Source organism: Pseudomonas sp. GV047 (assembly GCF_003058245.1).
Taxonomy (GTDB): Bacteria; Pseudomonadota; Gammaproteobacteria; order Pseudomonadales; family Pseudomonadaceae; genus Aquipseudomonas; species Aquipseudomonas marginalis.
On the sequence record NZ_QCWA01000017.1, the window covers coordinates 80,275 to 93,631 of the forward strand.

A 13,357-nucleotide genomic window follows, 5' to 3' on the forward strand; every position below is an offset into this window, starting at 1 on the left:
CCATGCGCATTTTATGGATCCTGCCCTACTCGCCCTGGCCCGCCACCAGCGGCGGCAAGACGCGCCAGTTCCACCTGCTGCGCAGCCTGGCGGCGCGGGGGCATCGGATCACCTTGCTGCTGCATGACAAGCATCCGGTGTCCCCTGCCGACCGCCAGGTGCTGGAAGCGTTTGTCGAACAGTTGATCATCCTGCCGCGCCGCCCGTTGCGCAGCCTCAAGACCCTGGTGGCGGGGCTGTTTGCACCCTACCCGCTGCTGGCCAGCGTGAATGGGCTGGCGGGCGAGTTGCAGGACACCTTCAACTGGTTGCTGGGTGAGCAGTGGGACGTGGTGCAGATCGAGCACAGCTACAGTTTCCAGCCTTACGAGGATGCGCTGGCGCGTAAATCACAGCCCTTTGTGCTGACCGAACACAATGTGGAATCGGCCCTGGGCGCGGCCACCTACGACCGCTTGCCGCGTTGGTCGCTGCCGTTCATTCGCTACGATCAATGGCGCTATGCCCGCTGGGAACGCCGGGTGATGCGCCAGGCCGCGCAGGTGGTGGCGGTCACTCAAAGCGATGCGCACACCCTGGAGAAAATCGCCGGAAAACCCGTGCCGGTGGTGGTCAATGGCGTGGACTGCGATCACTTCGCCGCCGCCCATCCCGACCCGTCGACACGCCGCGTGCTGTTCCTCGGCAACTATGAATACGCGCCGAACGTGGACGCCATCGAATGGGCCCTGGATGAAATCCTGCCCAAGGTCTGGGCGCGCTGTGCGGATGCGCGCATGAGCGTGTGCGGCTTCGGCATGCCCGGCAGCTGGCGCGAGCGCTGGAAAGACCCGCGTATCGAGTGGCAAGGCTTCGTACCCGACCTGCTGGACCTGCAATCGAGCTGTTCGGTGTTCCTGGCCCCGTTGCGCCACGGCGGCGGCTCCAAGCTCAAGGTGCTCGAAGCCCTGGCCGCCGGCCTGCCGCTGGCCAGCACCGAACAAGGCGTGTCGGGGCTGGACCTGGTGGAAGGCCTCGACTACCTCGGTGGGCAAAGCGCCGACGACCTGGCCGATGCCGTGGTGCGCCTGCTGCAATGCCCTGAAGCCGCCGCGCCCATGGGTGAGGCGGGCCGCGCCTACGTACGCCGCGCCCATGACTGGAGCGTCGCCGCCAGCCAATTGGAGCAGGTGTACGCCACCCTCGTGCCGCTGAGCCAGAGGGAGCCCGCATGCGTATAGGCCTGGATTACCGCACCGTCGGCACCTCGCCGCAATCGGGCATCAGCCGCCAGGTGTATGCACTGGAAAGCGCCCTGCACACCTTGCCGGGCATTGAGCTTGAACGGTTTACCGTGGCGCCACTGGGCGATGAAACGCGCCTGCAGGCCCACTGCCCGGCGTGGGGCTGTGCCAAGACCGCCATGCACCAGCCGCAGAATCGTCTGCGCTTTGAGTCCGGTTTTCTGCCGCGTGCCTTGCGCGAGGAGCGTATCGACCTGTACATCAGCACCTTCAACATGGGCCTGCCGTTGCCGCCCAAGCCGAAGGGTTTGCGCACGGTGGTGCTGCTGCATGACCTGTTCCAGATCACCCTGGACAACTACCATGCCAACCGCTTGAAGGCGCTGATCTACAAGACCAGCGATCGCCTGTCGATTACCTACGCGGTGCACAGCGCCGACCGCGTGTGGACGCCGTCGCAATACAGCGCCGATGAAACCGCACGCCTGTTTCCCAAGGCGGTGGGCAAGATTCGTGTGCTGCCCAATCAGGTCGATGGCTTTGCCGGGCTGGTGGCGGACCTGAGCCGGCATCAATTGCCCGAGCGCTACTGGCTGCTGGTGGGCACCCGCGAGTTGCGCAAGAACGTGCCGTTTTTGGTGGACGCCTGGCAGCAGGCGCGGCGCCAATCCCCTTCGGTGCCGGAGTTGGTGCTGGTGGGCAGTTTGGAACACTTGCCCGAAGCCCAGCGCACATTGCCGGGGATTCGCGCCCTGAGTGGCGTGTCGGACGCCGAGTTGCAGGGGCTGTACCGCCAGGCGTCACGCCTGTGGCAGCCGTCCTATGCCGAAGGCTTTGGCCTGCCGGTGATCGAGGCCCTGAGCGTCGGTACGCCGGTGGCGGTGGCCAGCGGCACTTCGCTGGATGAAATCACCCCGCCGTCGGCCCCGCGGTTTTCGCCCACCGATGGCCCGGCGCTGGTGCAATTGATGCTCAGCCTGGGCGCGCGGCCGGATGAAGACTGCGCCGAGCAACGGCGCCTGTGGGCGCAACGTTTCAACCATCATGCTTATCGCCAACGCCTGGCCGAACTGATCGAGGAACTTCAGTGAGAGTGAACCTGGCAAGCCTCGTCGCGATCCTCTTCGGCCTGCTGTTTGGCGCCCTCGCCCTGTTGCTGTCGCCGGCCAAGGCGTTCCTGGCCGTGGTCGGCCTGGCGGGGGCGGTGACCATTCTGCGCTTTCCGTTGTGGGGGCTGTTGCTGTTCGCCATGATCGCCACGTTCATGCCGTACTCGACTATCAACCTGGGGATCCGCAGCACCGTCAGCGAAGCGATCCTGGCCCTGACCTGGGGCGCGGTGCTGTGGCACAACTTCCTGGCCCGCCTGCCCGATACGCCCAGCCTGACCCGCCGCCCCACCGACCAGATGCTGCTGTGGCTGATGCTGTTCAGCGTGTTCCCGTTTATCGTCGGCCAGGTCACCGTCCACGCCGACAGCAGCGGCGTGGCCAACTGGCTGCGCTGGTTGCTGAGCCTGTCGGCGGTGTTCCTCTGCGCCAGATTGCTGGTGGACCGCAAGCAGCGTGAATCCTTGGTGATCGCCCTGTTGCTGGGCAGCCTGGCGATGCTGGTGCTGTCGATTGCGGTGTTCGTGCGCACGCGCTCCGGGGCCGGCATTGCGCCGATTCTGGCGTTGTTCAACTACGGCAACTTCGACATGTTGAAATTCGGCCTGGAGGCCATGTCTTCGCGCATGGGTTCGCCGTGGATGCACCCGAATGCCATCGGCGGGATCATGGCATTGCTGCTGCCCCTGGCCTTCTGCTTCGGCGTGACCGAACAGGGCTGGAAACGTGCGCTGGGCCTGGGCGTCGCCTGCCTGGGCGCGGCGGCGTTACTGTTGGCCAGCAGCCGTGGCGCGATGGTCAGCCTGGCGTTGGTGCTGGTGTGGATGGCTACGCGCCGCGTGCCCTACACCGGGCGCCTGCTGATGATCGGCGCGGCGCTGACCGTGGCACTGGTAATGGCCTACCCACCGTTGCAGGAACGTCTGGCGACGATTTTCTCGTCGGACAACGCCAGTACCGAAGTGCGGTTCGACGAGTACCGCATGTTCCCGCAGGCGGTGGTGTCTTATCCGTTCGGGATCGGCTTCAAGGTTGACCCGCCGGTACCGGGCACCCACCTGCTGGGGATCTCCAACCTGTGGCTGAACTTCATCTACAAGACCGGCATCGTCGGCATGCTGTTCTTTGTGGCGGTGACCGTGCGCTGGTGGCGCGAGGCGCGTCCGCAAAAAGGCCCGATCCGCCTGACCAAGGACAATGCCCTGTGGCTGGGCACCACCGGCGGGATTCTGTCGGCGCTGGTCAGCGGCCTGTTCGACCACTACTTCAGTTTTGCGGTGGTGATGGTGGCGTTGTTCTGGCTGATGGTGGGCATCAATGTGCTGGAGGCGCGGCGGTTGTTTCCGGCGCGGCTGCCGCAGGTGAAGACCGTGGCCTACCGCAAACACCTGCCTGATGGGGCACGGCCCTGATGCTCGGCTCCGCCGCCTGGCTGACCCTGGCGACCCTGGTGGGCCTGTGCCTGGGATTTGCCCGTGAATGGTTGCTGGTGGCGGCCTGGGGCGCCGGAGAGCGCAGCGATGCCTTCCTGATCGCGCTGTTTTTGCCGGAAGCGCTGCGCATGTCGTTGGCCGGCGGTGTGCTGAGCGCCGCCGCGCTGCCGTTGTACCTGCAACGCAAGCATGGCGAACGCCTGGAGTGGCTGGCGGTGCTGTTCCCGGCGTTGCTGCTGATCGCGCTGGTCATCAGCCTGCTGCTGACGCTGTTGGCACCGTGGCTGGTGCAAGTGCTCGGCCCGGGGTTGGCCGACACCGCCACAGTCTTGGCCAGCAGCAACCTGCAGATCCTCGCCTGGTGTGTGCCGGGCTTGATGTTGCATGGGCTGTTCAGCATTCCCTTGCAGGCCGGTGAACGTTTTGTCCTCGCGGGGCTGGGCTCGTTGCTGTTCAACCTGCCGCCGGTGACGTACCTCGCCCTCGCCGGCACCACCAGCCAACCGCACGCGCTGGCCCTGGCCTGCCTGGCCGGCAGCCTGTTGATGCCGCTGGCGCTGTTGCCGTCGGTGTGGCGCCAAGGCTGGCGGCCATGGCGCTGGCAACTGAGCGTCGCACCCTTGCGGGAGCTGGGCCAGCGCATCGGACCGCTGTTGCTGAGCAATGGCGCCAGCCAGGGGTTGGCGCTGATCGAGCGGCTGGTGGCATCGCTGCTGGGCGAAGGCGCGGTGACCTGGGTCAACCTGGCGCGCAAGCTGATGAACCTGCCGCTGATTGCACTGATGAGTCTCAACCAGGTACTGCTGGGCATGATGAGCCGCCGTCAGGGCGATGAGCGCCTAGCCCTGCTCAAGCGCGGCCTGGAAACCGCCAGCGTGTTGACCCTGCCTGCCGGTGTCGGCCTGGTGGCGGCAGCCCCGAGCCTGGTGGCATTGCTGCTGCCCAGGCAATCGGCGGATTCGCCGTTGCCGCTGCTGCTGGCCTGGTTTGCCGTGCCGTTGGTGTTCGGCGCCTGGAACGCCTTGCTCGCGCGCTATGCCTACGCCGCCGGCGATACGCGCGAGCCGCTGCGCTGCGAGTTGCTCGGCAGCCTGGTCAACGTGGTGTTGCTGGGAGCGCTGCCCTGGGTGTTCGGCCTGGCCGGTATCCCCTTGGCCGCACTGGCCGGCGTGCTCTGCACCGCACTGTTGCTGATGCAGCGCCAGGCCTTGCTCGACGCCGTGCCCTGGGCCCGGCACTGGCTGCTCAGTGCACTGCTGATGGGGCTGGCGGCGCTGATGCTGTTTGGTATTGAGGGCGTGTGGCTGCAACTGGGGCTGAGCACCCTGGCCGGCGCCGTGGTGCTGCTCGGCATGGGGCTGTGGCTCAAGCCGTGGCGCAAGGCATGAATGATCGATCGGGAGCACTCAGGTGAAAAATCGCTGGATTCAAATGGATATCGCCAAGGGCATCGGCATCCTGGTGATCGTGTACGCCCACAGTTGGTTTGTCGCCACATCGCCGGACTTGATGTACCCGATCCTGGCGTCGTTCGTACTGCCGTTGTTCTTCTTTCTGTCGGGGGTGTTTTTCAAACCTGAACAGCCGTTTGTCGAGATGGCGGTGCGTAAGGCCGACGGCCTGCTCAAGCCGTTTTTCTTCACCATGCTGGTGTATGTGATCGTGCGCGATGTGCTGCGCGGCCAACCGCTGCTGCCGGATATCGGCGGCGTGCTGTACGCCTCGGTGGCCACCATCCCGTGGCAGGCGCTGTGGTTTTTGCCGCACTTCTGGGTGGCGATCCTGTTCAGTTGGGCGGTGCTGCGGCTGATCCAGCGCCTGCCGCTGGCGGTGAGCTGTGCAGTGATGCTGGTGCCGCTGCTGATCGGCATCTGGATGCTGCCGTGGTTCTGGCAACTGCCGGTGACTCTCGGCGGGCAAACCTGGGTGCTGCCCGGCTTGCCCTTCAGCCTGGATATCACCCTGATCAGCAGCGCGTGTTTCGTCTACGGCTACCTGCTGCGCGACTGGCTGCGTACCCATGCGGGCTCCCTTTTGACCCTGCTGGTGTCGGGGGTGCTGTTCGCGGCGGTGTTCCTCTACCGGGGTGACACCATGGACCTGGCGCAGCGTCGCTACGACCACTGGCTGTGGACCAGCCTGCTGGCGGTGATTGGGGTGTACCTGTGCTGGGCGTTGGCGCGGGTGCTGATGGCGTCGGCCCTGATCACCCGGGTCATGACCTACATCGGCCAGTCGACCCTGATCCTGCTGATCTTCCATGGGGAGATCCAGCACAAGACATTCGATTTGATGGAGCGTCTGGGGCTGCACGCGTTTGTCGCGGCCTGTATCGGCTTTGTGGTGGCGGTGGTGGTGCCGTTGTTGATCGGGGAAGTGATCAAGCGGGTGGCGTTCCTACGGTTTTTCTACTTTCCATTTCCACTGCGCAAGGCTGCCGGATAACGGTAGGAGCGAGCGTGCTCCTACCGGGTATCAGGTTCAGTCATCCAGTTGTTGCGCGGCGGGCTTGCCGGCGTGTTTCGCCGGCTTGGCGCCCTTGGCCGGAGCCGGTGCAACGGGCTCGGGTTCCGGGGCGGCGGCGGTTTCTTTCTCGGCCATCGGCATCTGGTCGATGGCGCTGAAAAACTCTTTCAAGTCGAGGCTATCCGGCGGCACGGTCTTCTCGACTTTCTTCTCGCCATCCTTGCCCACCAGGATCACTTTGGTGCCGCTGCCGGCGCCCAGTTTGAGGGCGCGGATCAGCGCATTGGTCTCAGGCGGCGTGAGCTTCTTGTTGTCCTTGGGGTCCTTGGCGAACTTCTCCCCTTCGGCACCGATGCTGCCGAACTTCACGGTGTAGAACACCATGCTGCGCTCTTCAAAGGACTGCTTGGTGGCAGGCTCGTCCAGTTGTTTCTTGAGGGTCGCCAGTGTGTCGTTGCCGGAATCAAGCTCCACCACCACCAGTGGCCGGGCTTTGCCCAGGTCCTGCTTGAGCGGGTTGATATCATCAGCAGCCAACAGCGGCCCCGTAAAAGCCATCAAGGTAGCCAGGGTCAGCGACCGGATGAGCATGCGCACCTCCTTTGAATTCCATGCAGGGTTCTTGAGTTTCATGTCTGCGACAGTCAAATTCAAGGATGATTCCTACACCGCGTTCAGAAAGCGTAGGCCAGGACGCCCGCTCCGCAAGGACTTGGCGGCGACATGCGGCATTGTTTCCTTTGATTGCACAAACATTACGAGACCTTCCAGCCCGGCCAATGGCGGGCAAAGACAGGCGCCACGATCGGGTCGGCATCCACCTGCGCCAGGGTCTGGGCAAAGCCTGGCGCCAGGGCAGTCAAGGCCTCACGCGCCTCATCCCAGCGCGACACCGCCGCCGCCATGATGCCCAGCGCATTCGGTGCGCCGTCGGGCGCGAACAGCTGGCCGGCAAACTGTTCGGCAAACACCACCCAGGCCTGGTGCAGATAGCGGCGCGTGCCCGTGGCCAATTGCGCCAGCACCGCCTCATCGGCGTTGCCCAGCCAGCGTTGCGGGTAGTCGATGATGCCGATCGCCGAATAACAATTGGCCGCGATGTACACCAGGCCGCGGATGATCTGGTCACGGTCGCCGCCCAGCAGATGCGCATCGGGAAACGCCAGGCCCAGGTGGATCAGGATCGCGGCACTTTCCGTCAGCACCTGTCCATCGGGGGTGACCAGGGTGGGCACCTGTTTGAGCGGGTTGATACGGGCAAGCTCGTCGCTGCCCTCGCCGTCGGCCCAGGAGGCGGCGTCCACCCGTCGCCAGGGTACCGCGCAACGGTGCAGGGCGATTTCGATCATGCAGGAGCCGGATTCGTCGATGCCATAGAGTGTGTACATAGCCTTTCCTCCATTGGATGAATCAAGAATTTTAGAACAGGCCCATTTGCCCGCCGACCAGGGTGCTGAAATCGTCACTCACGAACGGCAGGATGGCATCTGCGACCGGTTGCAATTGCCGGGTGACGTAGTGGTCGTAATCAATCGGCGCCTGGCGTACTTCCAGCGGTTCGGGGCCGTTGACGCTGATCACATAGCGGATCCAGCCGCCGCGCTGGTACTGGCGCGGGCGCCCCAGGCGGTCGTTGTATTCATCGGCCAGGCGCGCCGCGCGTACATGGGGCGGCACGTTGCGCTCGTAGTCGTCCAATTGGCGGCGCAGACGCTTGCGGTAGATCAGCAGTTCATCGAACTCGCCGCTCAGGGTCCGGCGCACGTAGTCGCGTATGTAGTCCTGATGGGGCTGGCGGTGGAAGATGCGCTGGTAGAGTTCCTGCTGGAACCGACGGGCCAGGGGCGACCAGTCGCTGCGTACGGTCTCCAGGCCTTTGTAGATCATCTCTTCGCTGCCGTCGGCATGTACCACCAGGCCGGCGTAGCGCTTCTTGCTGCCCTCCTCCGCGCCGCGAATGGTCGGCATCAGGAAGCGGCTGAAGTGGGTTTCGTATTGCAGCTCCAGGGCGCTTTGCAGGCCGAACGCGCTGTGCAGGTGCTCACGCCACCAGGTGTTGACGTGCTTGACCAGCGCCTGGCCGATACGGCTGGCGTCGTCCTGGGAATGCGCGCTGCCGAGCCACACGAAGGTGGAGTCGGTGTCGCCGTAGATCACCTCATACCCCTGGGCTTCAACCAGTTCGCGGGTCTGGCGCATGATCTGGTGGCCGCGCATCGTGATCGACGAAGCCAGGCGTGTATCGAAAAAGCGGCAACCGCTGGAACCGAGTACGCCGTAGAACGCATTCATGATGATTTTCAGCGCCTGGGACAGCGGCGCGTTGTGCTCACGCTTGGCCTCTTCGCGACCTTCGGAGACACGCGCAACGATGGCCGGCAGGCAGTGCCGAGTACGAGAAAAGCGTGCACCGCGAAAGCCTTCGACGGAGTCGCTGTCGTCGGGGTGCTTGAGGCCTTCGATCAGGCCCACCGGGTCAATCAGGAAGCTGCGGATGATCGACGGGTAGAGGCTTTTGTAATCGAGCACCAGCACCGATTCGTAGAGGCCGGGGCGCGAGTCCATGACAAACCCGCCGGGGCTGGCCTGGGGCGGTTTGTCGCCCAGGTTCGGCGCGACGAAGCCCTGGCGGTGCATCAGCGGCATGTACAGGTGGGTAAATGCCGCCACCGAGCCGCCGTTGCGGTCGGCCGGCAACCCGGTGACGCTGGCGCGCTCGAGCAGGAACTTGAGCAGCTCGGTCTTCTCGAAAATCCGTGTGACCAGCTCGCAGTCCTTGAGGTTGTAACGCGCCAGGGCGGGCTTGTCCTCGGCGAACATGCGGTTGATTTCGTCCATGCGTTGATACGGTGTGGAGATATCCTTGCCCTCGCCGAGCAGGGTTTGCGCGACGTTTTCCAGGCTGAAGGATTCGAAGCTCCAGGTGGCCGAACGCAAGGCTTCGATACCGTCGATAATCAGGCGCCCCGCGGCCGCGGCGAAGTAATGGTTGCGGCTGCCGTGTTCGCGCCAGGCCATGGGCTCATCGCCGCGACCGAGCATCAACGGCACGTTGAGGCGCTGGGCATGTTCGTGGAGTACGCGCAGGTCGAACTGCACCACATTCCAGCCGATGATTGCATCGGGGTCATGGGTGGCGAGCCATTGGTTGAGGCATTCGAGCAGTTGGGCGCGGGTGTCGCAGTAGTCGAGCTTGAAATCCACCGCGTCCGTCTTGTTCGGCGGGCCGAGCATGTACACCTGGCGTTCGCCGCAGCCTTCGAGGGCGATGGAATAGAGGTCGCCCTGGGCGGTGGTCTCGATATCCAGGGACACCAGCTTGAGCGGCGGCCGGTAGTCGGGCGCGGGCTTCATCTGCGCATCGCACAGGGCACCGCCGGCATCCGGTGTACCCCCGAACCAGACCGGAGCGGTGATGAAACGCTCCATCATGTAGCGTTCCGGCGGGCGCACATCGGCTTCGTAGACATCGACACCGGCGGCGCGCAGGCGTTTTTCCACGTCCATCAACTGGCGGTGCTGGCGCGTGTATAGGCCCAGGACCGGGCGGTGATGGAAATCGCAGAGTTGCAGCGGGCGCAATTCGATATCGCGTTCACCTTTGAGCAACCAATCCAGCGGCTTGCGATGGGCCTCGGGAATAAACATCACCGAGGTCTGCACGGGTAGGCGGATAAACCGTGGCCCCTGGTCTGTGGCCAGCCAGAAACTGACCTCCGTGCCCGCCGGGGTGTCGCGCCAATGCCGGGTCAGGACAAAACCCTGCTGTAAATCCACCGTACCGCACCTCTGGAATAGCTTTCAGGCGTTGATTCTACGCGGCATCTGCGCAAACGCGGCAGGTAAACGCGCACGCAAGCGGTGGACTTCTAAAGGCGGCGAAAGCGGGCACCGCAATGGTGCCCTTTCTCCAGTTCACGCCCGACGTGCTTTGCTCAAATAGTTTTCGATATTGCCCATCTGATCGTCCCAGCCACGGGAGTTCATCTTGAAGGCCTTTTGCCGACGAGCCTCCGGCACCGCGTTGAAACCGGATTCAACCACTCGCAGCAAAATGCCCGGCGCCCGATCCTCAATGGTGAATTCCACCAGTGTCGGGGTTTCCTTGTCGTAGTCGACGCCCTTTTCTACCGCGAAGGGGTGCCACCAGAAAGAGAACAACGTTTGCGGCAGGATGCGTTCGATTTTGGCTTTCCAGATCACGTGTTCGTAACCTGGGTAGGTAATCGGCGCCTCTATGGTTTCCCCTGCCACAAAGGCTTTGCCCTTGAGGGCGATGCCAAACCAATTACCGAATTGCTCGGCATGGGTGAGCGCTTCCCAGACCTGTTTACGTGAAGCGTTCAGCAGAACTTTTCGCTCAATGCGATCTAATACGTGCATAAGTCACCTCCTCCATTGACAGTAGGCGACACCAAATAATGCGCAACCTCAGGTTGTAAGCAATCATGATGACCCCGTCCTTGAACCGGCAATACGTTTATGACTGACCCATTGAATGGAAGTTGCTTCTGCAAAGGTGTCCGCTATCAGGTGGACCAGTTGGACATGCCTATCAGCCACTGCCACTGCGCAAGCTGCCGCAAAATACATGCGGCGCCGTTTGTCGCCACTGCAGGCGTAACGCGCGAGCATTTTCGCTGGACGCGTGGAGAGGAGCTGTTGGCGTCCGTTGAATCTTCGCCGGGCAAGCTCAGGCATTTCTGCTCGCGCTGTGGCTCACATCTGATAGCAGAACGTGGGCATCAGCCCCATGTGATCGTGCGGGTGGCGACGCTGGACGATGATCCGGGCGTCAGGCCCACCTCGCACATCTGGACGGCCCATGATGTGCCCTGGCTTGCCCATGAAGGCATAGAGCAATGGGACGAGTGGAAGGCATGATTTAAACGCGGGGGTCACCTGGCGCTTTTGCCGGCGTCGCATATTGCGGCTTCAGGTGACCGTCCTGGTCGAGTAGCCAGGCATCCATGATTTGCCGCACCACCGGACCCGCGACGCGACCACCGGCCTCACCGTTTTCGATCATCACCGAAATCACGATCTTCGGATGTTCGGCCGGAGCGAAGCCAACGAACAACGCGTTGTCACGGTGGCGTTCCAGTGTCTTCTCGCGGTTGTAACGCTCGCCTTGCTTGATCGCAACCACTTGCGCGGTACCGCTCTTGCCGGCAATGCGATATTGCGCCCCTTGTGCGGCGGCCCGGGCGATACCTCGTGGGTCATGCATCACCAACTGCATACCGTGATTGACCTGCTCCCAATCACGCGGATCCTTGAGGACGACGTTGGGCATGGGGTTCTGGTCCACCGGCGGCTCGCCATTGATCGTCTTGGCCAGGTGCGGGCGATTCCACACGCCTTTGTTGGCGATCAACGCCGTGGCCTGGGCCAATTGCAGCGGAGTGACTTGCATGTAACCCTGGCCAATGCCGAGGATCACGGTTTCACCTGGGAACCAGGGTTGGCGCCGTGTGGCGCGCTTCCATGCCTGGGATGGCATCAAGCCGGCGGACTCTTCGAACATGTCCAGGGAGACTTTCTGACCCAGGCCGAACTCGGCCAAGTAGTCATGCAGGCGGTCAATGCCGAGCTTGTGAGCTAGGTCGTAAAAGTAAGTGTCGTTGGAACGCATGATGGCAGCGTCCATGTCTACCCAGCCGTCACCACTGTGGTTCCAGTTGCGGTATTTGTGGTCAAAGTCGGGGAGCTGGTAGTAACCGGGGTCGAATACACGGGTCTGTGGGGTGACGACACCGCTGTCGAGACCAGCGATGGCCACTTCCGGCTTGATGGTCGAGCCTGGCGCATAGAGCCCCCGGAGGACACGGTTGAAGAGCGGCCGGTCAATGGAGTCGTGCAGGGCGGCATATTCCTTGAAACTGATGCCGGTGACGAACAGGTTCGGGTCAAAACTCGGCTTGCTGACCATGGCCAGCACTTCACCGGTTTGCGGATCGAGGGCAACCACCGAGCCACGGCGATCACCCAGGGCCTCTTCCGCAGCCTCCTGGAGCTTCACATCGAGGCTCAGGACGATATTTTTGCCAGGGATCGGGTCGGTGTGCTTGAGCACACGGAGTACGCGGCCCTGGGCATTGGTCTCAACCTCTTCGTAGCCGACATGACCATGCAGTTCGGACTCGTAGAAACGCTCGATACCGGTTTTGCCGATGGACTGCGTGCCACGGTACTCCACCGAGTCGAGGGCTTTGGATTCTTTCTCATTGATCCGCCCCACATAACCGATGGAGTGGGCAAAGTGCGCGCCCAGCGGGTAGTGACGGACGAATTGCGGCTCTACATCTACTCCTGGCAGGCGGAACTCATTTACCGCCAGCAATGCAATTTGCTCTTCGGTCAACTCGTAAAACAACGTCACGGGGACGAATGGGTGGCGTGCCTGCTTCAGAGCCTTGTCGAACAGTGCTCGGTCTTCGACAGGCAGGTGCAGCAAGTTGACGATGGCGTCGAGCTCGCCCTTGAGGTCAGTGGTGCGCTCGCGGGTGATGGTCAGGTTGTAGCTGGGTCGATTATCAGCCAGCACCACGCCATTACGGTCATAGATAAGGCCGCGCGTCGGAGTGATGGGCAGCACATGGACGCGGTTGTTTTCAGAAATCGTGGAGTGGTAGTCGAACTGTACGACTTGAAGGAAATACATACGCCCCACCAGGGCACACGTAATGCCTATCACCAACAACGCACAAGCGAGCAGGCGCTTGTTGACCAGGCGGTTTTCTTTTTCGTGATCTTTAATCGGTATCGGTTCAGGCATTTCTACAGCATCTCGTTGAAGAAGGTCGACGCCGCATCCTGCGATGAAAGATCAGTCCTTGGGAAATGTGCTGCACCATACCAAAAATGCAGAAACACTTTGCATTGAATTCCCCAACGGCACTCTGAAGTGAGTTCCCTCTCGACGGGTACGGTGATACGGCAGCTGCCCTTGAAGATAATCAACAGCTCATCCGCCTAGGCGTACCCACTTTCCGACCGCCCAAAACAAAACCCCATCTGCTCTCGCAAATGGGGTTTCGGAATTTAATCTTGACGATGACCTACTCTCACATGGGGAAACCCCACACTACCATCGGCGATGCATCGTTTCACTGCTGAGTTCGGG

Annotated in this window: 11 protein-coding genes; 6 read left to right on the forward strand and 5 right to left on the reverse strand. The window is 62.6% G+C overall.

Annotated elements, in window-relative coordinates:
* The first annotated feature begins 2 nt into the window (after nt 1-2).
* Genes C8K58_RS29525 through C8K58_RS29545 form a run of 5 tightly spaced genes read left to right on the forward strand, consistent with a single transcriptional unit; the run spans nt 3 to nt 6,210 of the window.
* Nucleotides 3-1,220 carry a glycosyltransferase family 4 protein gene (locus C8K58_RS29525; protein WP_108574799.1) on the forward strand — a complete coding sequence of 406 codons (1,218 nt, stop codon included), beginning with the start codon at nt 3-5 and terminating at the stop codon, nt 1,218-1,220.
* Nucleotides 1,211-2,314, forward strand: coding sequence for a glycosyltransferase family 1 protein (locus tag C8K58_RS29530; RefSeq protein WP_098479967.1), 1,104 nt, complete (start codon nt 1,211-1,213; stop codon nt 2,312-2,314). The genes C8K58_RS29525 and C8K58_RS29530 overlap by 10 nt, the downstream gene beginning before the upstream one ends.
* Before the next feature lie 2 nt (nt 2,315-2,316).
* Nucleotides 2,317-3,744 (forward strand): O-antigen ligase, encoded by a 1,428-nt coding sequence (locus C8K58_RS29535; RefSeq protein ID WP_027603097.1) that lies wholly within the window; start codon nt 2,317-2,319, stop codon nt 3,742-3,744.
* Nucleotides 3,744-5,153, forward strand: a complete 1,410-nt coding sequence (locus C8K58_RS29540; RefSeq protein WP_092359577.1) for a lipid II flippase MurJ — start codon at nt 3,744-3,746, stop codon at nt 5,151-5,153. The genes C8K58_RS29535 and C8K58_RS29540 overlap by 1 nt, the downstream gene beginning before the upstream one ends.
* Nucleotides 5,154-5,175: 22 nt before the next feature.
* Entirely contained in the window at nt 5,176-6,210 is a 1,035-nt protein-coding gene (locus tag C8K58_RS29545; protein ID WP_108574800.1) for an acyltransferase family protein, read from the forward strand.
* Between the two features lie 36 nt (nt 6,211-6,246).
* Here C8K58_RS29545 and C8K58_RS29550 read toward each other — a convergent pair whose 3' ends face one another.
* The 4 genes from C8K58_RS29550 to C8K58_RS29565 all read right to left on the reverse strand — a co-directional run bounded on the left by C8K58_RS29550 (nt 6,247) and on the right by C8K58_RS29565 (nt 10,614).
* Nucleotides 6,247-6,822 carry a DUF4174 domain-containing protein gene (locus C8K58_RS29550; RefSeq protein WP_027603094.1) on the reverse strand — a complete coding sequence of 192 codons (576 nt, stop codon included), beginning with the start codon at nt 6,820-6,822 and terminating at the stop codon, nt 6,247-6,249.
* 164 nt (nt 6,823-6,986) lie between these two features.
* Nucleotides 6,987-7,619, reverse strand: a complete 633-nt coding sequence (locus C8K58_RS29555; RefSeq protein WP_092359571.1) for a glutathione S-transferase N-terminal domain-containing protein — start codon at nt 7,617-7,619, stop codon at nt 6,987-6,989.
* Nucleotides 7,620-7,650: 31 nt separating this feature from the next.
* Complete coding sequence (locus C8K58_RS29560) at nt 7,651-10,008, reverse strand: DNA polymerase II (RefSeq protein WP_092359568.1); 2,358 nt, start codon at nt 10,006-10,008, stop codon at nt 7,651-7,653.
* Nucleotides 10,009-10,146: 138 nt separating this feature from the next.
* The gene (locus tag C8K58_RS29565; protein ID WP_108574801.1) at nt 10,147-10,614 is read right to left on the reverse strand and encodes an SRPBCC family protein; all 468 of its coding nucleotides are present in this window, start codon (nt 10,612-10,614) and stop codon (nt 10,147-10,149) included.
* A 99-nt stretch (nt 10,615-10,713) separates the two neighbouring features.
* Here C8K58_RS29565 and C8K58_RS29570 point away from each other — a divergent pair, with 99 nt between their 5' ends.
* A complete protein-coding gene (locus C8K58_RS29570) occupies nt 10,714-11,115 on the forward strand; it encodes a GFA family protein (RefSeq protein WP_108574802.1) in 402 nt (133 codons plus the stop codon).
* Between the two features lies 1 nt (nt 11,116).
* Here C8K58_RS29570 and mrdA read toward each other — a convergent pair whose 3' ends face one another.
* Nucleotides 11,117-13,009, reverse strand: coding sequence for a penicillin-binding protein 2 (gene mrdA, locus C8K58_RS29575; RefSeq protein WP_027603090.1), 1,893 nt, complete (start codon nt 13,007-13,009; stop codon nt 11,117-11,119).
* Nucleotides 13,010-13,357 lie beyond the last annotated feature (348 nt).

Excerpts from the sequence above, each read along its gene's own strand:
- C8K58_RS29555 (WP_092359571.1), bottom strand. The coding sequence starts at position 7,619 with ATGTACACACTCTATGGCATCGACGAATCCGGCTCCTGCATGATCGAA.
- mrdA (WP_027603090.1), bottom strand. The coding sequence starts at position 13,009 with ATGCCTGAACCGATACCGATTAAAGATCACGAAAAAGAAAACCGCCTG.
- C8K58_RS29525 (WP_108574799.1), top strand. The coding sequence starts at position 3 with ATGCGCATTTTATGGATCCTGCCCTACTCGCCCTGGCCCGCCACCAGC.
- C8K58_RS29565 (WP_108574801.1), bottom strand. The coding sequence starts at position 10,614 with ATGCACGTATTAGATCGCATTGAGCGAAAAGTTCTGCTGAACGCTTCA.
- C8K58_RS29540 (WP_092359577.1), top strand. The coding sequence starts at position 3,744 with ATGCTCGGCTCCGCCGCCTGGCTGACCCTGGCGACCCTGGTGGGCCTG.
- C8K58_RS29570 (WP_108574802.1), top strand. The coding sequence starts at position 10,714 with ATGACTGACCCATTGAATGGAAGTTGCTTCTGCAAAGGTGTCCGCTAT.
- C8K58_RS29550 (WP_027603094.1), bottom strand. The coding sequence starts at position 6,822 with ATGCTCATCCGGTCGCTGACCCTGGCTACCTTGATGGCTTTTACGGGG.
- C8K58_RS29530 (WP_098479967.1), top strand. The coding sequence starts at position 1,211 with ATGCGTATAGGCCTGGATTACCGCACCGTCGGCACCTCGCCGCAATCG.